At 42.2% G+C, this 21,405-nt stretch carries 13 protein-coding genes and 1 other RNA gene; 1 reads left to right on the top strand and 13 read right to left on the bottom strand.

All coding sequences use genetic code 11. The annotated features are described in order from the left end of the window. Positions 1–8: 8 nt before the first annotated feature. The 6 genes from alaS to D1151_RS07490 all read right to left on the bottom strand — a co-directional run bounded on the left by alaS (position 9) and on the right by D1151_RS07490 (position 12,378). Positions 9–2,627, bottom strand: coding sequence for an alanine--tRNA ligase (gene alaS, locus D1151_RS07515; protein WP_161908489.1), 2,619 nt, complete (start codon positions 2,625–2,627; stop codon positions 9–11). Between the two features lie 80 nt (positions 2,628–2,707). Further along, on the bottom strand, positions 2,708–4,372 hold the full coding sequence (locus D1151_RS07510) for a phospho-sugar mutase (protein WP_161908488.1): 1,665 nt from the start codon (positions 4,370–4,372) through the stop codon (positions 2,708–2,710). Between the two features lie 480 nt (positions 4,373–4,852). Further along, on the bottom strand, positions 4,853–5,581 hold the full coding sequence (locus tag D1151_RS07505; protein WP_160201402.1) for a YebC/PmpR family DNA-binding transcriptional regulator: 729 nt from the start codon (positions 5,579–5,581) through the stop codon (positions 4,853–4,855). Positions 5,582–5,695: 114 nt separating this feature from the next. After that, the gene (locus D1151_RS07500) at positions 5,696–6,301 is read right to left on the bottom strand and encodes a superoxide dismutase (RefSeq protein WP_243151180.1); all 606 of its coding nucleotides are present in this window, start codon (positions 6,299–6,301) and stop codon (positions 5,696–5,698) included. Between the two features lie 373 nt (positions 6,302–6,674). Then, on the bottom strand, positions 6,675–7,499 hold the full coding sequence (locus tag D1151_RS07495) for a hypothetical protein (protein ID WP_161908487.1): 825 nt from the start codon (positions 7,497–7,499) through the stop codon (positions 6,675–6,677). Between the two features lie 661 nt (positions 7,500–8,160). Then, on the bottom strand, positions 8,161–12,378 hold the full coding sequence (locus D1151_RS07490; RefSeq protein WP_161908486.1) for a 2-hydroxyacyl-CoA dehydratase: 4,218 nt from the start codon (positions 12,376–12,378) through the stop codon (positions 8,161–8,163). A 129-nt stretch (positions 12,379–12,507) separates the two neighbouring features. Here D1151_RS07490 and D1151_RS07485 point away from each other — a divergent pair, with 129 nt between their 5' ends. Further along, positions 12,508–13,068, top strand: a complete 561-nt coding sequence (locus tag D1151_RS07485) for a hypothetical protein (RefSeq protein WP_161908485.1) — start codon at positions 12,508–12,510, stop codon at positions 13,066–13,068. Between the two features lies 1 nt (position 13,069). Here D1151_RS07485 and D1151_RS07480 read toward each other — a convergent pair whose 3' ends face one another. From D1151_RS07480 to D1151_RS07450, 7 genes are all read right to left on the bottom strand, one after another. After that, on the bottom strand, positions 13,070–14,428 hold the full coding sequence (locus tag D1151_RS07480; protein WP_161908484.1) for an MATE family efflux transporter: 1,359 nt from the start codon (positions 14,426–14,428) through the stop codon (positions 13,070–13,072). Positions 14,429–14,495: 67 nt separating this feature from the next. After that, positions 14,496–14,841: RNase P RNA component class A (gene rnpB, locus D1151_RS07475), an RNA gene on the bottom strand. Between the two features lie 153 nt (positions 14,842–14,994). Continuing rightward, the gene (locus D1151_RS07470; RefSeq protein WP_161908483.1) at positions 14,995–15,777 is read right to left on the bottom strand and encodes a Nif3-like dinuclear metal center hexameric protein; all 783 of its coding nucleotides are present in this window, start codon (positions 15,775–15,777) and stop codon (positions 14,995–14,997) included. Further along, positions 15,770–16,495, bottom strand: a complete 726-nt coding sequence (locus D1151_RS07465; protein WP_161908482.1) for a class I SAM-dependent methyltransferase — start codon at positions 16,493–16,495, stop codon at positions 15,770–15,772. The genes D1151_RS07470 and D1151_RS07465 overlap by 8 nt, the downstream gene beginning before the upstream one ends. A 6-nt stretch (positions 16,496–16,501) precedes the next feature. Then, a complete protein-coding gene (rpoD, locus tag D1151_RS07460) occupies positions 16,502–17,641 on the bottom strand; it encodes an RNA polymerase sigma factor RpoD (protein WP_161908532.1) in 1,140 nt (379 codons plus the stop codon). 62 nt (positions 17,642–17,703) lie between these two features. After that, positions 17,704–19,455 (bottom strand): DNA primase, encoded by a 1,752-nt coding sequence (gene dnaG / locus D1151_RS07455; protein ID WP_161908481.1) that lies wholly within the window; start codon positions 19,453–19,455, stop codon positions 17,704–17,706. Between the two features lie 155 nt (positions 19,456–19,610). Then, positions 19,611–21,389, bottom strand: coding sequence for a restriction endonuclease FokI C-terminal domain-containing protein (locus D1151_RS07450; RefSeq protein ID WP_161908480.1), 1,779 nt, complete (start codon positions 21,387–21,389; stop codon positions 19,611–19,613). Positions 21,390–21,405: the final 16 nt, after the last annotated feature.

The raw sequence follows: 21,405 nt of genomic DNA, 5'->3' as shown, positions 1-21,405 counted from the left end.
ATAGTATACTATGATAAAAGTTCTTCTGCAACCTTAAATGCAGCAGAAATTTTTGTCGGATCTTTTGCTCCCGCCTGCGCCATGTCGGCTTTACCGCCGCCGCCCCCACCGCAGGCTGCCGCAATCTGTTTAATCATATTGCCGGCATGAAGTCCTTTCGCAAGCAAGTCGTCGGTAATGGATACCAGGAAGGTAACTTTCGGACCATTGACTGTGGCAAATACCATAACAATGCCCTTGTGCTGCGCTTTGATATCGTCAGACAGATTTCTCAAATCGTTGATGTTATAATCTTTAAATTCTTTGGTTACCAGTTTTATACCGCTGATTTCCTTAGCTTCTTTTACCATATCATCGACTTCGCTGCCCATAGCAGCTTTCTTGAAGTCTTCCAGCTCTTTCTTAGTGTCCTTCAGTTCTTCTACAATGGAAGCTGATTTCTGTACCACAGCTGCTGGATTTGTCTTTAGGTTCTCGGCAATCTGTTTTACGGTTTCCTCGGCTTCCATAGCTTTTAAGAGAACACCTGTACCAGTTACGGCTTCGATTCTGCGAACACCAGAGGCTACGCCTGCCTCGCTGACAATCTTAAACACGCCGATCTGTCCGGTATTTGCAACGTGTGTGCCGCCGCAAAGCTCAATGCTAAAGTCGCCGCAGTTTACCACTCTGACTTTATCGCCATATTTCTCGCCAAACAGCGCCATTGCGCCCATCTCCTGCGCTTCTTTCATAGAAGTTTCCGCAGTTGTCACCGGCATAAATTCGGTAATCTTTTCGTTGACCATCAGTTCAACCTGCGCAAGCTGTTCAGGTGTTACTCCCTCAAAATGAGTAAAGTCAAAACGCAGCGCGTTTTCGTTGACGGAGGAGCCTGCCTGTTCTACATGCGCGCCCACCACCTCTCTGAGTGCTTTCTGCAATAGATGTGTTGCAGTGTGGTTTCTTGCCGTTGCATTGCGTTTAAATACATTAACACCGCAGGAAACAATATCTCCTTTGGAAAGGCTGCCGCTCTCGATGAGCACTTTGTGTGCAAAAATGCCTTGTGATTTTTCAACAGCAGTCACTTTTGCGCAGCATTTATCGGTTGACATAATTCCGTTATCGGAAGCCTGTCCGCCGCCTTCAGCATAGAACGGTGTTTTGTCCAAATATACCACCGCATTCTGGTAGGTTTCGGCGGTTTGGGCTTCTTTGCCGTCTATATAGATTGCAAGAACCTTTGCTTCGTCTTCTGTTTCTGTGTAGCCGGTAAATACTGTTTCCGGCACGTTTACAGCAGCTTCGGCTTCTTTCCACGCTTCTTCCTCGGTGGATTTTCTGCCGGCTCTTGCCATTTCTTTCTGTTTCTTCATGTTGGCGTTAAAGCCATCTACATCAGCTGTGCAGCCAGCTTCCGCCAGAATTTCTTCAGTCAGTTCCAGTGGGAATCCAAAAGTGTCGTAAAGCTTAAATACCTTCTCGCCTTCTAAAACTGTTTTATTTTCTTTCTTTAATTCTTCCACGTATTCCAGAATAATTGAGGTCCCCTGGTCAATAGTAGAAGCAAATTTTTCTTCTTCTACAGAAATGATCTTCTGGATATAGTCTTTCTTTTCTACAAGCTCCGGATAAGCCTGGCCGGACACTTCGATAACTCTGTTTGAAAGCTCCACGAGGAACTTGCCTTCGATTCCCAGAATCTTACCGTGTCTTGCTGCTCTTCTGATGAGTCTTCTCAGCACATATCCTCTGCCTTCGTTAGAAGGAATAATTCCGTCAGCAATCATAAATACCATGGAGCGGAGGTGGTCTGTAATGATACGAATGGAAACGTCAGTCTTTGCAGCACCGTCCTCGTACTTGACGCCGGACTTTTCTACAACGCCGTTTAAGATGTGACGAATCGTATCTACATCAAAGATGGAATCTACACCCTGCATAATACATGCCATTCTCTCAAGCCCCATGCCGGTATCGATATTCGGATGCTCCAGATCGCTATAACTGCCGTCTTCTTCTTTAGAAAACTGTGTAAATACATGATTCCAGAATTCTAGATATCTGTCGCAGTCACAGCCTGGTTTGCAGTCGGGCTTACCGCAGCCGTATTCCTCTCCTCTATCAAAATAAATCTCGGAGCAAGGTCCACATGGTCCCAATCCGATTTCCCAGAAGTTGTCTTCCTTGCCAAGACGGACGATTCTTTCTTCCGGAACACCGATTTTCTTCCAGATCTCTACAGCCTGGTCATCATCCTGATAAACGGTTGCCCAGATTCTGTCAACCGGCATTTTTAAATGTTCTGTGATGAACTCCCATCCCCAATGCAGGGATTCTTCTTTGAAATAGTCGCCGAAGGAAAAGTTCCCCAGCATTTCAAAGAATGTACCATGTCTGGAAGTAATGCCTACGTTATCAATATCGCCAGTTCTGATACATTTCTGACAAGTGGTCATTCTCTTTGAAGGAGGTGTTTCCACTCCTGCAAAGTAAGGCTTCAGCGGCGCCATACCGGAGTTGATAATTAAAAGTGATTTATCGTTCTTCGGAATCAGTGACGCACTGCCTGCTGCATAGTGACCCTTGCTTACATAAAAATCTCTGAACATCTGTCTGATTTGATTTAAACCTAGTTTTTCCATGTATATTTACTCCTTGATGAATTAATATTTCCTTGAACATTCAATTATTTTATCATAAAACAACCCGTTTGTCCATTGATTTAGCGGTCTTTGAAACTTTCTACGGTGTTTTTTATATACTTTTCCAGTTCAGCAGCCTGCCCGGTCTCAAAATAGTAAACTTTTATCTTGGCTTCTGTCCCGGAAGGTCTGATGATACACTGGGTTCCATTTTCTAAACAGAAACGGATCACATTGGATTTTGGCAGTCCTGTTTCTCCAAGGAAATCTATCTTTTCTTTGATTTTGTATCCTGCGATAGTATCCCCCATCTCAGTGCGAAAATACTCCATGACCTGTTCCATGGAAAGCTTCCCATAAGGTCCCTCAAAGAAATAATTGACGGTCTTGTCAATACAGAGCCCATGTTCCTCATAAATCTGATGGAGTCTGTCTACAAGATCAAGTCCCTGCTTTTTATAATAGGCGGCCAGACAGGCACAAAGCATAGCGCTGCTGACGCCATCTTTATCTCTGATAAAAGGATCCATCAGGTAGCCGTTGCTTTCTTCAAAACCGAAATAATAGTCCTCTGTTCTGCCCTGCTGCTCCAACTTTGTAATAATCTCTCCGATATACTTAAAACCAGTCAAGGTGTTAATCACTTTCAGTCCATGTTTTTCTGCAACTCGCTCAGCAAGCGGCGTCGTCACAATGCTCTTGATGATAAACTGACCTGCTTTCGGCGGTTTTACGCTGCAAAGATAATCCAGCATTAAAACCCCCAGCTGATTTCCCGTCAGCAGCACCTTCATGCCATCATGGTAGATGCAAACGCCTACTCGATCACAATCAGGATCTGTTGCTACAATCAAATCACCGCCAACCTGATCCATGGTTCTGAAACCTTCCGAATAAGCAGTAATTTTCTCCGGATTCGGCGCCGGACAGGTGGTAAAATTCTCATCAGGCATTTCCTGCGCCGCTACAATGACGGTATCTTTCTGCCCGATGGCCTGCAGTACCTTCCTGACGTAAACATTGCCTGTGCCGTTGAGCGGCGTATAAACAAGTTTCAGATCACTTTCCTTAATTTCTTCAATATTGGCTGGGCATATGGAAATGATTTTCTCAATAAAGCTTTCTGATACCCTTCTGGGCACCAGCTGAATGCCCTCGTCTGACGAAGCAATTTCATCGAAATAATCCAGTTTATCGATTTCCCTCAAAATCTCTTCGGGCACGCTGCCCACAATCTGATAACCGTTGCTGTTATATACCTTATAACCATTGAAAATTTTCGGATTGTGGCTGGCTGTAATCATAATTCCCATAGTGCAGCCCAGTTCTTTAATGGTATAGGAAAGCAGCGACACCGTTGCAAGCTCCGAAAAAAGCCACACCTCTATGCCGTTTCCTCTAAGAACTTTTGCGGTTTCCTCCGCAAAAATTCTGGATTTTCTTCTGGTGTCATAGGCGATGACCACTTTGGGGCGTTCAGTGACTCTATTCAAATAATTGGAAAGCCCTTGGGTAGCCCTTCGCACCACATATTCATTCATACGGTTAGTGCCTGCTCCCAGTATGCCCCGAATGCCGGAAGTGCCAAAACGAAGGCTGGCACAAAAGGCATCAACGACTTCTTCCTCTTCTTCTGAAAGCTGTGCAAGCTCCGAAAGAAGCTCCATATCGCCATAGTCCTTAGCCGCCTGCTGCCATCTATGATATTCCTCTATCGCAAAAGTTCTGATTTCTTCTTTATTCATAACGCTGACTTCACGTTCCTCTCTATCTGGTGATAGTAATATTTTAAACGGAATGCAATGTGGGGGCAAGATGTTTTTCGCAGATTTACCAGGTTTTCGCCTAGAAGCACAGTAACTTAACTTAAAATCAATTTAGGGCAAAAAAATGTATAAGAAAATCTCGAAATCTTAACCCAAAATTAGAAAATGCTAAAAAAGTGTATAAGTGAATTCCATATCACACTTCTCAAGCGATCTATAACCGTTCTTTATCTCTGAATCCAACAGAGATTCTTGCATTTTACGTATGTTTTTTCAATGTTTACCTTTAATCTTACGCATAATGCAAGTCGCACATTATTCTTATAAAATTTCTTATACATTTTTTGAAAAACAACGTAATTTAGGTTAAGAATCGCCATACGCAATAAATGCTACACACGGCATCTACAAGAAAAACCCTCTGCATATGCAAAGAGGGTTTTTCTACATTCTATTCGTTTATTCTTCGTACAAATCAATACCGCAGTTGGTATGTACCTTCTGTACGTCATCGTTATCTTCTAAGATGTCGATAAGCTTTCTCAGCTTCTTGATATCGTGCTCTTCGGTCGGCGCGCTTTCCATAGATGGAACAAATTCTACGTCAGATTCTACAAATTCATAGCCTGCGCTTGCCAATGCCTGATATACGTCTGCGTATGCAGATGGTTCAGTGTAAACAGTAAAGCTGTCTTCTTCTGTTACCATGTCGTCTGCACCAGCTTCTAATGCTGCTTCCATCAGAGCGTCTTCGTCGATTCCGTCTGTTTTTTCGATAATAAGAACGCCTTTTCTTGAGAACATGTAAGATACACAGCCTGGAGTACCTAAATTTCCACCGTGCTTATCAAATGTGGAACGAACAAAGGAAGTGGAACGGTTGGTGTTGTCAGTCAGACAATCAACAATGATTGCTACACCACCGGGACCGTAGCCTTCAAAGGAAAGTTCTTCGTAAGAAGCGCCGCCCAGTTCTCCTGTACCCTTTTTAATCGCTCTCTGGATATTATCATTAGGCATACTGATTGCCTTTGCTTTTTCGATTGCCACTCTAAGACCTGCATTGTATTCAGGATCTCCACCGTCTTTTGCTGCTACTGTAATAGCCTTAGCATATTTGGTGAACATAGCTGCTCGCTTAGAATCCTGTGCCGCCTTTCTTCCGGCAATTGTACCGTGTCTTCCCATGGAGACACCTCCTATCTTTATCTTTAGAAATTTTCAACTTAAACAGTATACTACACTATAAAAGGATTTTCAACGCATTTTTGAAATTTATCTCCCTATACTGGCCGCAAGGATCTAAAAGCTAAGACGATTGAACCAATCATCTATATACCCATCCCTTTTATTATGATGCTTCAGATAGTAAGCATGTTCCCAAACATCCAGTGCAAGAATAGGATAATAACCCATTTCCAACGGATTATCCTGATTGGCAGTGGTGACAATCTCAAGCAGACCGTCTCGATTCGCTACAAGAAATGCATAACCCGAACCGAATACCGACATTGCAGCTTTCTTAAATGCCTCTTTAAACTGCTGAAAGCCACCGAACCTTCTTTCCAACAACAAAAGAAACTCTCCGCTGGGCCAGACTGCTGTTTCCGGCGGTGCTAGACGACTGAAATACAGAATATGATTGTAAACGCCGCCCGCGTTATTGCGCACGCTGTCCTGAATTTCTACGGGTAAATTGTCATTCCATTTGATTAGCTGTTCCAGAGTCCAATTGTGCAGCGCAGGATACTGTCTGATGATGATATTGAGATGATCCACGTAGGTCTGTAAATGTGCATCGTGATGCAGACGCATGGTTTCTTCATCAATAAAAGGTTCCAGTGCATCATAGGCGTAAGGTAGCGGCGGATTTACAAAGGGATAGTGCTGTTTCAAACTTTCTTCCATCTCTGTCCTCCTAAGATAATGTCTTCCTTTCAACATATGAATTCAAACTAAAAAAAGTGTCTGCTCTTTAAATTTCTTAAGAGGGTACAGACACGCCCTTCCATTTGATGAAGGTAAAACAAAAACGCTCTAAACTAAATGGTGGTTTCATTTTGTCAGATTCAGAAAAAGAATTCTACAAATAATAAACCACTGGCTTAGCTGGTGGTTTTCCTTATACAAAGAAAAGGTATAGAGTCAATCATATGGTATACAGCTTGGCTCTATACCTTTTTTTCCATCTAAGATCTCCATTAAGTTTATGCCTAACACAAAGGTTAAATCCCTGAAAAGTTATTAGAGCCGTTTTTTCGAAAACGTCTTTCTATTCTCTTTATAATAATGTTATGGTAATGTTTTCCACTACCTCATCCACAGATATTTTAAAAGCACCTTTATAAGCAGAATCCATTGTACTATCTTGTTCCGGTATCGTACTCGGATTATTTTTCAGCGTATTCTCATTAAAACTAACAATGATTTCATCATCAGTGTATGAGGAAACCTCATAAAGGGCGGAATCCTTATAGAACTGCAAGAGAAAATCAAACAAACTTTGCTCCGAAGAATTTTCGGGTTTTTGTATCAAGCAAGCTGTATCCACTTTCAAATCCGCACCACTTAGCAAATCATCCCCGCTTTCATTCTTGCGAATTTGCGGAAACAAAATGTAATAATATTCTTCATCTTTCTCTAATGTCACAGAACAATCAAAGAGGGCATAACTATGCTTGCTGCGGTAAGGATGATACCACTCCCCCATATCAACAGACTTCTGAAAATCGATGAGTTCCAAATAAGTCACTCCACCCAAGCACTGCATTGTAATCAGGTATCGATTAGAGCCATCATTCCAGCTGCCTAAGGAGGCAACATCTATCACATGAGGCTGCTTCCTGATTAGCCCAATTACTTCATCGATGCCTGCATCTGCACCAAAATGATACTCTGATGGACAGTCTCCAATTCGAAAATGCTCTAAAGGGATTTCTATACTTTTTCCAATCAAAAACGGACTGTATTCCACGACTTCACGCTCTGATAATCCGCTGGGTCTTCCCAGATACTCCAAACCTTTTTCGCCAAGCCGTAGTGCGCCCCAAATAATAAAAGGTGATAATACGATGGCGATAATGCGTCTTGCATTTAATTTATCCATTTTCTAAAGTCCTCAATAATATGTAATTGCACAAGCCGAGGCAATAAATGCTGCTGCTGCAGGACTGCTACATTTTATATGAGTTTTTCCATCCCATCCAAAATGCGCAATTAGATTATTATTGCTGTCATAACCATATACTACAATATCATGATCGGTCGTTCCACTCCCTGAAGGATTGTTAAAACGATCTACATAAACTACCGGAATGTTTCTTACCTTTAATTGTGTAAGAATCCCGTCTATTACTGTTCCCGAAGCAGTCCAATTAACTTTAATCCTGCCGCCTAAAATTTTTGTTAATTTTAGGCTTTTCTAATATTTCTCCCTTATACTTTAACCGTTTATTTTCTGATTGTCAAACTTTCATTCTAAAAATCACAAATAAATCATATAATATTATTAATAATATTATATGATTTAGATATTCAAAATCACATATCTTAATTAAATATAAAGATTGCATTGAATAATGCTGCAGTAAAACTACGTATCTTCCAAAAATTAATTCTAAATAAAAAAAGACATAAGATCAAGCATATGGGATTCATCTTGATTCTATGTCCTTTTCTTTTAAAACTCTTATATAAAGCTTTTACGCTAAAGTGTCTGCCCAGCAGAATCACCACTTAGCAGACACTTCTTGTTACTCTCGTTATATCTACTTTTCCATATTCTTATGAGCCGTCGCCATCATCAGCTTAATCCGGTTCAGCTGATTTACATCACTGGCGCCCGGATCATAGTCGATAGCAGCAATATTAGCCTTTGGATTCATCTTTCTGAGTGCTTTCATCATGCCCTTTCCCGTTACATGATTCGGCAGGCACGCAAATGGCTGCAGGCATACGATGTTTTCTACGCCACTGTGAATCAGTTCCACCATTTCACCGGTCAAAAGCCAGCCTTCACCGCACTGATTACCGATAGAACTGATAGCTGACGCCGCTTCCGCCGTTTCTTCGATATAAGATGGCTCCGTAAAATGCTCGCTTGCAGCAAGAGCGGTTCTCATCGGCTTTCTAAGCCATTCCACAACCTTGATTCCAAGCTGATTCGTCATCATCGCTTTATAAGAGCCTGACAGATTTTCAAAGTTGAATTTTTTGCTGTGCATACCGTAAAGAAAGAAGTCCAGCATGTCGAGAACTACCGCCTCGCCCCCTTCCGATTCGATAATGCCGACAATGTCGTTGTTGGCGTTAGGATGATATTTCACCAAAATTTCACCGACTACGCCCACCTTCGGCTTTTTCTCGCCAGTTCTTTCAACTTTATCAAAATCCTCTACAATACCTTTGAGATTTCTCTCATATTCCCCTTTGTTAAAGTGAATCACATTATGTATAATTTTGTCATGCCATTTATCCAAAATCTGCTGACAGGTACCTGGCACTTTCTCGTATGGTCTTGTCGCGTACAAAATCCGCATAACAAGATCTCCGTAAACACAGCCAACTGCTAGGCGAAGCCCCATCTTAGCAGTAATCTTAAAGCCCGGATTTTTCTCTAGTCCAACAGCATTAAAAGATACCACCGGAACCTGTTCCATATCCAAATCATTGAGTGCTTTACGCAGAAGCGCCACATAGTTGCTGGCGCGGCATCCACCTCCCGTCTGAGACATGAATACAGCCGTCTTATCCAAATCATATTTTCCTGATTTTAGTGCAGAAATAATCTGTCCCAAAGTCACGATAGTCGGATAGCAAGCATCGTTGTTGATATATTTTAACCCCTCTTCTACCGAATTCTTGTCGACCGGCGGTAAAAGTACCGCATTGTAGCCGCAGGCTTTCATTGCTTCTTCCAAATAAGTAAAATGAATCGGTGACATCTGCGGCACCAAAATATTGTAGTTTTCTCGCATCGCAGCCGTAAAAAGTTTTCGCTCATAAGCCTTAAAGTTTCCGCTTGCCTTGACACCGTTCTTTTCGCGCTCGTCCATAGCCGCTTTCAGGGAACGAATTCTAATTTTTGCTGCGCCGAGATTAGAGCCCTCGTCTATCTTTAAAACTGTGTAAAGTTTATTGCTGTCGCGGCAGATTTCTTCCACCTGATCTGTGGTAACTGCGTCAAGACCGCATCCGAAAGAATTGAGTTGAATCAGCTCCACATCATCGCAGGTGCCTACAAAGCTTGCCGCTTTGTAAAGTCTGGAATGATAAACCCATTGATCCAGCACGCGCAGCGGTCTTGGCAACTGTCCCATGTGCGCCACGGAATCCTCCGAAAGGACAACCATGTCGAAGGAATTAATCAGTTTGTCAATGCCGTGATTGATTTCCGGATCCAGATGATATGGTCTTCCCGACAGAACGACAGCCTTCTTTCCCTTCTGTCTCGCCAATTTCAGTGAGTATTCCCCTTGTTTTCTCACATCGTTTTTAAAGCGGACCTGTTCTTTTCTGGCGCGGCTGACTGCGCGCATGATTTCTTCTTTCTTGATATGAAAATCCTTAAACTCTTTGTAGAGCATATTTGCCAGTTTCAGGTCGTTATCGTAAGGCAGGAACGGGTGAGAAAAACGCACCATGTTTTCTGAAAAGATATCGTCCATATTGTTTGCAATCACTTCCGGATAAGTCGCTACAATTGGGCAGTTATAGTGATTTGGTGCCGTTTCATCTTCGTTGCGTTCATAGTTTAAACATGGATAGAAAATCCACTTCACACCCTCTTCCACAAGCCATTTAATATGTCCGTGAACCATTTTGGCAGGATAACAAGCCGTGTCAGAGGAAATAGTTTCCATTCCCTTCTCGTAGATGGACTTTGTCGACAGCGGCGACAAAACCACTCTGAATTTCAATTCCGTAAAGAAAGTGAACCAGAACGGATAATTTTCGTACATATTCAGTACTCTTGGAATTCCCACCGTGCCGCGCACTGCATCAAAATCAGAAATCGGCTTATATCCAAAGAGTCTCTGCAGTTTATATTCGTAAAGATTCGGTAGTTTGTTCGCGTGCTGCGCGCCTCCTGCCCCTTTTTCGCAGCGATTTCCTGTAATAAATCTGGATCCGTCGCTGAATTTATTAATGGTCAAAATGCATCGGTTTTCACAGCCGTTACATCTGCCGTTGGTATGCTCCACCTGAAAATCTTCCAGCGCTTCTTTGCTGAGCAGAGAGGATTCCGTATCTTCAAGATGGTTTTCCATAGCAATCAGCGCACAGCCATATGCGCCCATCAGTCCTGCAATATCCGGTCTGACAACTTCCTTACCAATGATCTTTTCGATACTTCGCAGCACAGCGTTGTTCATAAAGGTGCCGCCCTGCACTACAATTTTCTCACCAGCCTCTTCTGGGTTCCTGAGCTTAATTACTTTGTACAGCGCATTCTTGATAACCGAATAAGAAAGTCCCGCGGAAATGTCGCCGATGGATGCCCCTTCTTTTTGTGCCTGCTTTACCTTGGAATTCATGAACACTGTACATCTGGTACCAAGGTCTACAGGATTTTCAGCAAAGAGCGCTTCCTCCGCAAATGCATTGGTGTCCAGATTTACAGATTTTGCGTAAGTTTCGAGAAAAGAGCCGCACCCGGAAGAACAAGCCTCGTTAAGCATGATATTGTAAATAGCGCCATCTTTAATCTTCATGCACTTCATATCCTGCCCGCCGATATCCAGAATGAATTCTACGCCTGGCAAAAATTCCTCGGCCGCTTTATAATGAGCCATGGTCTCAATTTCGCCCAAATCCGCCTTAAAAGCCGTCTTAATCAAGCCTTCTCCGTAACCGGTCACGCAAGTATTTGCAATAAAGGCATTCTGCGGCAGCAGCGAATAAAGCTCTTTGAGCATGGTCTTAACCGCTTCCAGCGGATTTCCTTCGTTGCTTCTGTAGAAGGAATATAACAGATTTTTGTCGGAGTCAATCAGGGTCGCCTTAGTGGTTGTGGAACCAGCGTCAATGCCTAGAAAAGTCTCTTCCTTAGCGCGTTTGATATCTTTCCTGCGAATCTTGTGCTGGTTATGACGGTTTATAAATGCGTTATACGCTTCTTTATTAATAAACAGCGGTTCGATATGTTTGGTCTCAGAAAGCTGACTTGAATCAGATCCTTTGATTAGCTCGGCAATTTCTCCCAATGAAATCTGTTTTCTGGTTTCTGCCAGCATAGCTGCACCGATGGCGACAAAATACTTGGAATCCTCTGGAAAAATCACTTCCTCCGGCTTTAATTCCAATGTTTCAATGAATCTTTTACGAAGCTCAGACAAAAAGGACAGCGGTCCGCCCAGAAATGCTACGTTACCTTTGATGGTATGTCCGCAAGCAAGTCCGCTGATGGTCTGGTTAACCACAGCCTGAAAAATGGAAGCAGCTAAATCCTCTATTGCCGCACCTTCATTAATCAGAGGCTGAATATCCGTCTTTGCAAAAACGCCGCAGCGAGCTGCAATAGGATAAATCATCTTTACGTTCTTTGCTGCCTCATTAAGTCCCCCTGCATCAGTATTCAAAAGCACCGCCATCTGGTCAATAAACGCGCCCGTGCCACCTGCACAGGTTCCGTTCATTCGCTGCTCAATAGTAGCGCCGTAAAATGTAATCTTTGCGTCTTCGCCACCAAGTTCTATAGCAACATCTGTATCAGGAATCAGAGTCTCCACCGCTTTACTGCAGGCGATAACCTCCTGTTCAAAGGAAACACCCAGAAGATTTGCTAGGGAAAGACCGCCAGAGCCTGTAATAACAGGTCTGATTTCTATGGAACCAAACTGGGCATACATTTCCTCTATGAGTTCTTTTACTTTTTCAAAAACGTTAGACATATGCCTCTCATAACGGGTATATGTAATTTCGTTTTTTTCGTCAAGTAAAACAAGTTTGACGGTAGTTGAGCCTACGTCAATTCCTAACTTCATAATCTTACCTCTTATTTGTGTAATTGAGTATTTTATAATTTTAACACCAGAATTCGACCTTTTTCAAGGTTTAATTTAGTACTAATTTCTGGTTGTATCGCCTGATTTCCTATGTTAGAATGAATTGTTATGAAAAGTACAATCAAAAAAAGAACTTATCAGGCAATCTACCGATTGCTGGACAGGGTTTCTCCTGTTCCTTATGACTGCGGAACTCTTTGCGGTGCCATCTGCTGCAGCTGTGGTAATGACGATGAAAACCTCGGTATTTATCTCCTTCCCGGCGAAGATAAAGTCCACGACCGAACAGACGATTGGCTCACATGGAGTGCAGAATACGCCGAGGATTATGAATTCCCGGAGTCTTGGAGCGGCAAAGTTTACTTTGTACGATGCAAAACGCCGCCAATCTGTCCCAGAGAAAAAAGGCCCATGCAATGCAGAACCTTTCCTTTAACGCCTCATATTGACGAAGACGGTGTATTATCTCTGGTACGAAATGACAGCGACCTGCCCTACAGCTGTCCTCTAATCACAGAAGAAATGGAGCTGAATCCTGCTTTTATCAAGGCAACTTATACCTGTTGGAAACATCTTCTGCGAGATCCGCTTATTTACGACCTTGTCAAAGAAGATTCCGAATATCGCCAATACCGGGAATACGAAGAATTTCAAGACCTTGAATGGTAAATTACAAGGTCTTGATTTCTTTTTTGTATAATCTGATAAGCATAATTGCCGCATAAACGACGCCGATAATCTCCGCCAGCGGAAAAGACGCCCAAGACGCCGTCACACCTGCTGTGTGGTAAATGATATAAGCCAGCGGCAAAATACCGACAAGCTGACGTAAAAGGGATCCTATTAAACTATATACCCCATGACCGGTTCCCTGAAACAGCGTCGATGACATAATACCAAAGGCTGCCGGAATAAAGCAGATACTGATGATTCTCAGCGCCGGCACACCCATTTCCATCATCTCATCGTCCGCACTAAACATTTTCAGGAAAACCTCTGGGAATAAATGGAATAAAATAGTACCGATTGCCATAATTACCAGTGCAGTAATCTGCGCTTTCTTGTAAGTCTCCATCAGACGATGTCTGTCCCTTGCACCAAAGTTATAGCCCATAATCGGCATAGCGCCCTGATTGAGACCGAACACCGGCATAAAGATAAAGGACTGCAACTTGTAATAAACGCCCAGTACCGCAACGGCTGTTGCTGAAGTCGCTAAGATGGCATTGTAGCCTAGCAGCATAACAGAACCGATTGCCTGCATGATGATAGATGGAAGGCCTACGCCGTAGATATCTTTTACCACAGCCCAGTCGATTTTGAAGCCTTTCAACTGGATTTTCACCTCGTGCTCTTTTCTAAAGAACATGAAGATTGCAACGCACATACCCACTGCCTGACCAGTAACTGTTGCAATAGCTGCACCGGCAATACCAAGTTTTGGCATACCGAAAAGTCCAAAAATCAAAATCGGATCCAAAACCAAATTGGTCAGTGCACCGCTCAAACTGATAATCATCGGAGCTATCATATTGCCTGTCGCCTGTAGCACTTTCTCAAGCTGAATCTGAATCATGCTAAAGAGGCTGCAAATGGTAATAATTCTAAGATATGTAACGCCACCCTCAAAGATGATAGTATCATCTGTATACGCACGCATAAACGGACTGGCAAGACAAATACCTACCAATGCAAAAATCAGAAAGTTAAAAAGCCCAATTCTGATACTGGTTGAGGCTGCCTTATTGGCTTCATCAAATCGCTTAGCACCCAGTCTTCTGGAAATCAGAGAATTTACGCCGACAGAACTACCCACAGCCATGGAAATCATCAGCATTTGAATTGGCATTACAAGAGATACGGCTGTCAGCGCTTTCTGACTGACCATTGCTACGAACATGCTGTCCACTACGTTGTAAAGAGCATTGATGGTCATAGAAAGAATGGCTGGCCATGCCATGGAAGCGAGTAGCTTTCCAACTGGCTCCGTACCCATTTTGTTGCCTTGAATTTCTTTTTCGTTTGTCATAACATCTCCTCCCTCCTATCATATATAAACAAAATAAAACGGAAATACTGCGTATTTCCTGAAAGAAAGTATGGGCAAACCTATAAGCCGGGTTCTGTATTAGACAATCATCTATCTGAGGCGTAACATTACTGCACGCTCTTGCGGTCTACCTACCGGGCAGCGACGGGCCGCCGCTTTTGCGCCCTATTTGACCTTGCTCCGGATGGGGTTTACACGGCCGCCATGTCTCCATGACGCCGGTGAGCTCTTACCTCACCATTTCAACCTTACCACGGCATAACCCGTTTCGGCGGAATGTTTCTGTTGCACTTTCCCTATAGTTGCCTACGCCGGACGTTATCCGGCATCCTCGCCCTATGGAGCCCGGACTTTCCTCATGCATCACTGCACGCGATTGTCTGGTTTACCCATAACTATATAATTATAGCATAAATCAATTATAAATTCCAGTCTTTTTTGTGGACAGCCACGGAAAACCACGCGTTGAATGCGTGGCTGGTTTTTTGTTTAAAAAATTAGAATTCGATTATAATTAGGGGACTGAAACTGCTGACAGGTATGAATTAAATGCAGCCGAACGGATTCAAATCCAGCTGCGATTCCAAAACCTCTAAATCGGTTCCAAAAGTCGCTTCCCGCAGCATGTCAGCCATATTCCCAGTAAATATCTTTTCACTTCCATAGTGCCCAATGTCAAGGACACAAATGCCGGCTTCCTTCGCCATCTGCGCCTCATGATATTTCAAATCGCCCGTAATATAAAGGTCGCAGCTTTCTTTCTTCGCATCTAAAATAAATTCACTGCCGGCGCCAGTACACCAGCCGACGGTTTTAATTTGTCTGGTTAAGTCGCCGACCCATCTAAAATACCGCTCCTCCATCGTAAGCTCCTCTGAAACCTTGCGAATCAGTTCCGCAAAAGTCATATCAAAAGGCGTCTGTCCTTTGCGGCAGAAACCGTTATCTGCATCAAAGGGATGTACACCCTGAAATTCTAAAAGAAGACCAAAATAATCATTGTTACCGTCTTTTAATTTATCAAAGCTAGTGTGACAGGAATAGACGGAAATGCCTGCCTGAATCAGTCGAATCAAGTAATTTCCAATCACATCTGTCTGTTCAATTTTCTTGATTCCGCTAAAAAGTAGCGGATGATGGGTCAAAATCATCTGCGCGCCGCAAGCGGCGGCTTCATCAATTACTGCACCGGTAACCTCTAAAGATACCAGCACAGTATCTATTTCTGCCGCCCCCATATCCAGCTGAAAACCACAGTTATCCCAGCTTTCAGCTGTCTCAGAAGGACAGATTTCCTCGATAACGGCAGTCAGTCTTTCTTTATTCATTCGCTGCCTCCCATTCCTTAATTAACTCTTCCAGTCTCACAATTCTATCTCTAGTTTCTTTACTCTGCTGTTGTACATCTTTCGCGTTCTCTTCGATTTTACCCAGAATCTGATATTCGGTTTCGAGGTGTTTCTGCAGATATTCCCCTGTCAATACGCCTCCAAAAGCAATAAGCGAAGCAGGATATTCAAATTCCGCACTATAAACAGGCTGCGGATTTTCCGCTGTAAAAACTGGTATCGGTCCGCTTTCAACGGTCAAAATCTCACAGAGAAACTTTCCCTCTCTGACGATTCCTTCCTTTACGATGGAAAAACCATTGCATGCCAGAAAGTGTCTAAGTCTGCCAGGGTTGTTTCTCGGCTGCAGAATATATCTTTTAATAGACCGGCTTTTTTTTAGATTCCATTTAAGCATGTCTGCAATGAGAAGACCTCCCATGCCCGCCATGACAACCACATCAACTTCCCCATCGGAAAGAACATCGATGCCGTCGCCGAGGCGCAATTCGTAGTCGCCTTTAGGCTTCACGAGTTTACAGTTGGTTTCTGCCTTTTTTAAAGAACCGCCGCTGACATCGGTCATAATCACTTTTGGGCATTTATGCTTTTCCATTAAATACAGTGGCAAGAAACCATGGTCGCACCCAATGTCCGCCATGGTTTCTCCTTTTCTTATTTCGTCAGCGATATATTGCAATCTCTCGCTTAATTTCATCTTTCGTTACTCCAGATAATCCTTTAATTTCTTACTTCTGCTTGGGTGTCTCAGCTTTCTAAGCGCCTTTGCCTCAATCTGTCTGATTCTTTCTCTTGTTACGTCAAATTCCTTGCCGACTTCCTCTAAGGTCCTGGAACGTCCATCTTCAAGACCGAAACGCAGTTTCAGCACCTTCTGTTCTCTCTCTGTTAAAGTGTCCAGCACTTCTACAAGCTGTTCTTTCAACATGGAAAATGCCGCAGCTTCAGCCGGTGCTGGTACATCATCATCTGGAATAAAATCTCCCAAATGACTGTCTTCTTCTTCACCGATTGGAGTTTCCAGCGATACAGGTTCCTGTGCAATCTTCTGAATTTCTCTAACCTTGTCTACAGAAATACCCATTTCCTTTGCGATTTCTTCCGGGCTCGGCTCTCTTCCATAAGTCTGCAGCAGCTGTCTGGATACGCGAATCAGCTTATTGATAGTTTCTACCATATGCACCGGAATTCTAATGGTTCTCGCCTGGTCAGCGATGGATCTGGTAATTGCCTGACGAATCCACCATGTTGCATAAGTGGAAAATTTGTACCCTTTGCGATAATCAAACTTATCAACAGCTTTAATCAGTCCCAGATTTCCTTCCTGAATCAAATCCAGGAACAGCATCCCTCTGCCCACATAGCGTTTTGCAATGCTGACTACAAGACGAAGGTTTGCTTCACAAAGCTTTTTCTTTGCTTCCTCGTCCCCTTTTTCCATTCTCTGAGCCAGTTCGATTTCCTCATCGGCACTGAGAAGAGGTACCTTTCCGATTTCCTTCAGATACATTCTAACAGGATCGTCTACAGCAATTCCTTTTGGCAAAGTCGCTTCGATATCGATTTCACCGGTTTCGGTCATAACAATGCCGTCATCTTCTTCATTGCCGTCAAAATCATCATCCCTGTCCATCATGGAAGGAAAATCTTCAGGTTCTGTTTCGCTGGCAATCTCAATGTCCTTAGAAAGCAGCGCTTCATAGATTTCGTCTACCACATTCTTGTCCAAATCAAAAGAATCTAAATAATCCGCCATATCCGTATAGGTCAGAATATTTTTCTTTGTCTTAGCTTTTTTGACTAGCTGACTGATGAGTTCGTTCTTAATTTGTTCTGGGCTCATGCCTGCAAAGGTTTCATTTAAATTGTTTGCTTTTTTTGTTTCTGTGCTCATTCTACATCTCCCTATTGTTGGTTTTTAAGTTCTCGTTGCACTTTCATAAGCTGATCGGTCAGTTCCATAATTCTATCCTGATTATCATTTTCGTCTGCCATGGAAAGAAGCGTCAAAAGCTTCTGCTCTTCTCTGGTCAACCGCTCATGGTTCCACGTTCTGATACAGTCGTGAAATACCTGTTCCTCGTTGCCGACGACTACATGATTCAAAACTTCTTGCAGCCCTGCAGCTCCTTCATCGGAAAGCCCGTCCATAATCTGGTTCAAATCAATGAAATGATGATGCGCATAGCTTTCTGCAAGAAGCTGATAAATCCTCAGGGCAAATTCACTTTCTAAAATTCCCGGATAGTCTACTAGCCTGTCTATATATCTTTCTTCCGTCAGTAAAACTTTCAACAGTGTTTTCTCTATGGGTTTCAGTGCCACATGCTCTACTTCCTCCTGTTGTGAGCGCTGTTCGCGAACCGGTGCAGACCGTTGCTGCGTCTTTTGTGTATTATCATTTCCTAAAAGTTCCATTCTAATCGCACCTTCTGCAATTTTCAGGTCTTTAGACAGTTTTTTTATGTAAATTTCCTGTTCAACAGGACTCATCTGGCGCAAAATATCAATAGCCTTCTTCATGTAGTCGATTTTGTCTTCATCCTGTGATAAATCAAAACCCACTTTAGCCGATTCCAAACGGTAGTCTCCATAAGGCAGTGCCCCATCTATCAGCTTTAGAAACGCCGTCTTTCCGTTTTTCTTAACATATTCGTCGGGGTCTTTTCCATCGGTAACATGAAGCACCTTGACCTTGCAGTCTTCTTTCTTTAGAATTTCAAGCCCTCTAAGAGCAGCTGCCCGTCCAGCATTATCAGCATCATAAGAAAGAACCACATCCTTGGTATATCGCTTAATCAGTTTTGCCTGATTCTCCGTCAGCGCAGTTCCAAGAGAAGCTGCCACATTCTCTACACCGCTCTGATACAGAGCAATCACATCCATATATCCTTCAACTAAAATAATAAAATTTTCTTTGCCTACACTCTGTCTGGAAATATTCAGACCATAAAGATTATTCTTCTTCTGAAAAATCCTGCTTTCAGGCGAATTCAAATATTTGGGATTATCACCCGGATCAATAGCTCTTCCCCCAAAGCCGATGACCTTGCCGGAGGTATTAATGATTGGGAAAATGACCCGATTTCTAAATTTATCGTAGTATTTTCCTTTGCTTTCTGATACCAGCCCCAGCTCTACCATAATCTTTTTATCGACGCCCTGTGACAACAGGTACTGATACAAGCTATCCCACTGCTCATCGGCATATCCGATACCAAACTTCTTCAAAATAGCAGGTGCTATCTCCCTGCGCTTCATATAAGCGTAGCCTTTATTTGCCTTTTCCGTAAAGGAGCGATAAAAGAAATTGGCCGCCAGTTTGTTAACCTTGTAATAAATATCTCTATTGTCACTGCGAGCATTTCTCTCTACGGTAATGCCCTCTTCGGCAGCGATTTTCTCTACCGCCTCAGAAAAATCCAGATTATAATAGCGTTTTACATATTCGATGACATCACCGGTCGCCCCACAGCCAAAGCAGGTAAAAATCTGCTTCTGCTCGGAGACAACAAAAGAAGGCGTCTTCTCATTGTGAAACGGACAACAACCTTTATAGTTGGAACCTGCTCGTTTCAGAGGCACGCTTCTTCCTACGACATCTACAATATTCACTTGATTTTTCAAATTTTCTATGGTAGAACTTGAAAAACTCATAGTCTGTCTCCCGATTTTGTCTTCCTATTAGTACTATTCTACAAAAAACAGACTTTTCCTTTATTTTTTTTTAAAAAACTCTTGACAAATTTTTAGCAAAATATCAAAATAATTCTCAGTAAACAGTACTTTATTACTGGTTATTTAATTGCTGTCTAACTATTATCCGCCTCATCATTTGTTGTCTGAAAAAAATCGCTCGCAATATCCTCATGAGATATTATCCCCGCTTTATAATAATTAACGGTTAACAACAATTTCTTTATATCTATTGCAGCACCGCAAACTCCGGTGTTTAATTCCAAGAGATTTATTTTATCCTGATATTGCCCTTTAAAATGACCGGAAATGAACATAAAATAGAATAATCGGATGTCCTGTGAAAAATGCTCCCACCATTTGTTCGGATTTCTTTGAGTATCACGTATGGCATTATCGCCAATATAGCGCTCCATTTCGTCTGCTTGAGTGATTGGCAAGTTATATCCATCCTTATAAGCTTTCGTATCTATAATAATTCCATAATTTTCATATAGATTATGGGTATAGCATATTCCGTCTGGTCTTCTTGAACCTCCTAGATGATCTCCCTGATAACCACATTCTTCAATCAGCAATTCCATCGTTTTCATTTCAAACAGTCTATGCTGTCTTGAATCATAGGCTAAATCAATTAATGCCAGATACTCATGAGAAAGATGTGTAAGTTTCTCACGAAGTTCTTCTTTCACATCTAACAAATCTGTTCGGGTTAAATCTTGATTCAATGGTAAAATAAAATCATTGATATTATCATTCCAAAGAAATTCATCTTCGTCTATGATAATATTTAATCCAATATTGATTAATCCTCGTACATCATCTTGAATGGTTTCAACTGCAACAGCTATATTATATAACGCTAAATAATCTTTAATTTCATATGCACAAATATAGTCTCCTTTTTCCATAATCGCCTTTAGAACGAGCGTTCTGCGAGTTCGTAATAATTCCCTGTCATTTCCCTTCGTAGCCATCATCTCATAATAAACATTTTTTGATATTCTGTGATGTCTGCTTCGCCCTACTACGCGATTCAATGCAGAACTACCCTTTGCCGAAATCATGTACGCCTGTCCAATAGTTTCACTAAATTCCTGTCCGTTAACATTTACCGAAACCTGTTTGGGAACCTGCATCACCAAACCAAGTTTTTCCAGCCATTTTGAAATCATCCTCGCATATTTATCAGAAGAGCCATCCCAGTCGGTTTTCATTTTATTTTTTTCTTTATTTGATTTTGTCATTGCAAGTGTTCTGATTAAAATAGACTGAGGAAGACTAGTAAATCCATCTTCTCCAATAAATCCCAATTTGCTTCCAAGTTCAAATTTTGTTAAATGTGTATTTTCATCTTCCGCTAATAGCTTTAAAACACGCACAGCTGGAGGATAAGACAAAACAGCTGTAAGAAGAATTTCATTTTCCTGTTCGTTTAGTTCTTCTCCTGCTGTTCTTGCTTGAGACAGTCTTAAACCACTATCTGAAATAGCGAATGTATCTGTCTGATAATCGTACTGAATAAATCCTAACGCATGCGCCCAGCGCACAAAATTATCTGCTGGCCAATCTCCGATAAAATCTCTTTTTTGTCCCGGTATGGATGCCTGTATTATCCCATTGCAACGAGCAATGCTTCTAGGAGAGAAAGAAGTTCCAACTAAATCTGCATATTTGATGCATAATGGTTCTGAATTAAGCACCTCAATAAAACGAGATTTCCCATCTCGCTCTTCTATTAGAGATGGAATAATCTGTGTCTTCAGCTCAAAATGTTTCTCTGACATATTGTCAAAAATCGCTACTATATCACATAAACTTCTAAAATCACTTGGATCCTGTACCCAGCCAAAAGTTCTGAATTTTATATTTTGTGTAGGTATTATATGAATCATATCTTTGCGCAAGAAG

Origin of the sequence: Emergencia sp. 1XD21-10 (assembly GCF_009936045.1) — a bacterium.
Classification (GTDB): domain Bacteria; phylum Bacillota; class Clostridia; order Peptostreptococcales; family Anaerovoracaceae; genus Senimuribacter; species Senimuribacter intestinalis.
Note: the sequence above shows the minus strand (reverse complement) of the source record. Positions and strands in the feature narration are given on the sequence as shown.

What these genes read in the sequence shown, in the direction of transcription:
- D1151_RS07505 (WP_160201402.1), bottom strand. Translation starts at nt 5,581, where the DNA reads ATGGGAAGACACGGTACAATTGCCGGAAGAAAGGCGGCACAGGATTCT.
- rpoD (WP_161908532.1), bottom strand. Translation starts at nt 17,641, where the DNA reads ATGAGCCCAGAACAAATTAAGAACGAACTCATCAGTCAGCTAGTCAAA.
- D1151_RS07470 (WP_161908483.1), bottom strand. Translation starts at nt 15,777, where the DNA reads ATGAATAAAGAAAGACTGACTGCCGTTATCGAGGAAATCTGTCCTTCT.
- D1151_RS07495 (WP_161908487.1), bottom strand. Translation starts at nt 7,499, where the DNA reads ATGGATAAATTAAATGCAAGACGCATTATCGCCATCGTATTATCACCT.
- D1151_RS07500 (WP_243151180.1), bottom strand. Translation starts at nt 6,301, where the DNA reads ATGGAAGAAAGTTTGAAACAGCACTATCCCTTTGTAAATCCGCCGCTA.
- D1151_RS07485 (WP_161908485.1), top strand. Translation starts at nt 12,508, where the DNA reads ATGAAAAGTACAATCAAAAAAAGAACTTATCAGGCAATCTACCGATTG.
- D1151_RS07465 (WP_161908482.1), bottom strand. Translation starts at nt 16,495, where the DNA reads ATGAAATTAAGCGAGAGATTGCAATATATCGCTGACGAAATAAGAAAA.
- D1151_RS07450 (WP_161908480.1), bottom strand. Translation starts at nt 21,389, where the DNA reads ATGATTCATATAATACCTACACAAAATATAAAATTCAGAACTTTTGGC.
- D1151_RS07480 (WP_161908484.1), bottom strand. Translation starts at nt 14,428, where the DNA reads ATGACAAACGAAAAAGAAATTCAAGGCAACAAAATGGGTACGGAGCCA.
- dnaG (WP_161908481.1), bottom strand. Translation starts at nt 19,455, where the DNA reads ATGAGTTTTTCAAGTTCTACCATAGAAAATTTGAAAAATCAAGTGAAT.
- D1151_RS07510 (WP_161908488.1), bottom strand. Translation starts at nt 4,372, where the DNA reads ATGAATAAAGAAGAAATCAGAACTTTTGCGATAGAGGAATATCATAGA.
- D1151_RS07490 (WP_161908486.1), bottom strand. Translation starts at nt 12,378, where the DNA reads ATGAAGTTAGGAATTGACGTAGGCTCAACTACCGTCAAACTTGTTTTA.
- alaS (WP_161908489.1), bottom strand. Translation starts at nt 2,627, where the DNA reads ATGGAAAAACTAGGTTTAAATCAAATCAGACAGATGTTCAGAGATTTT.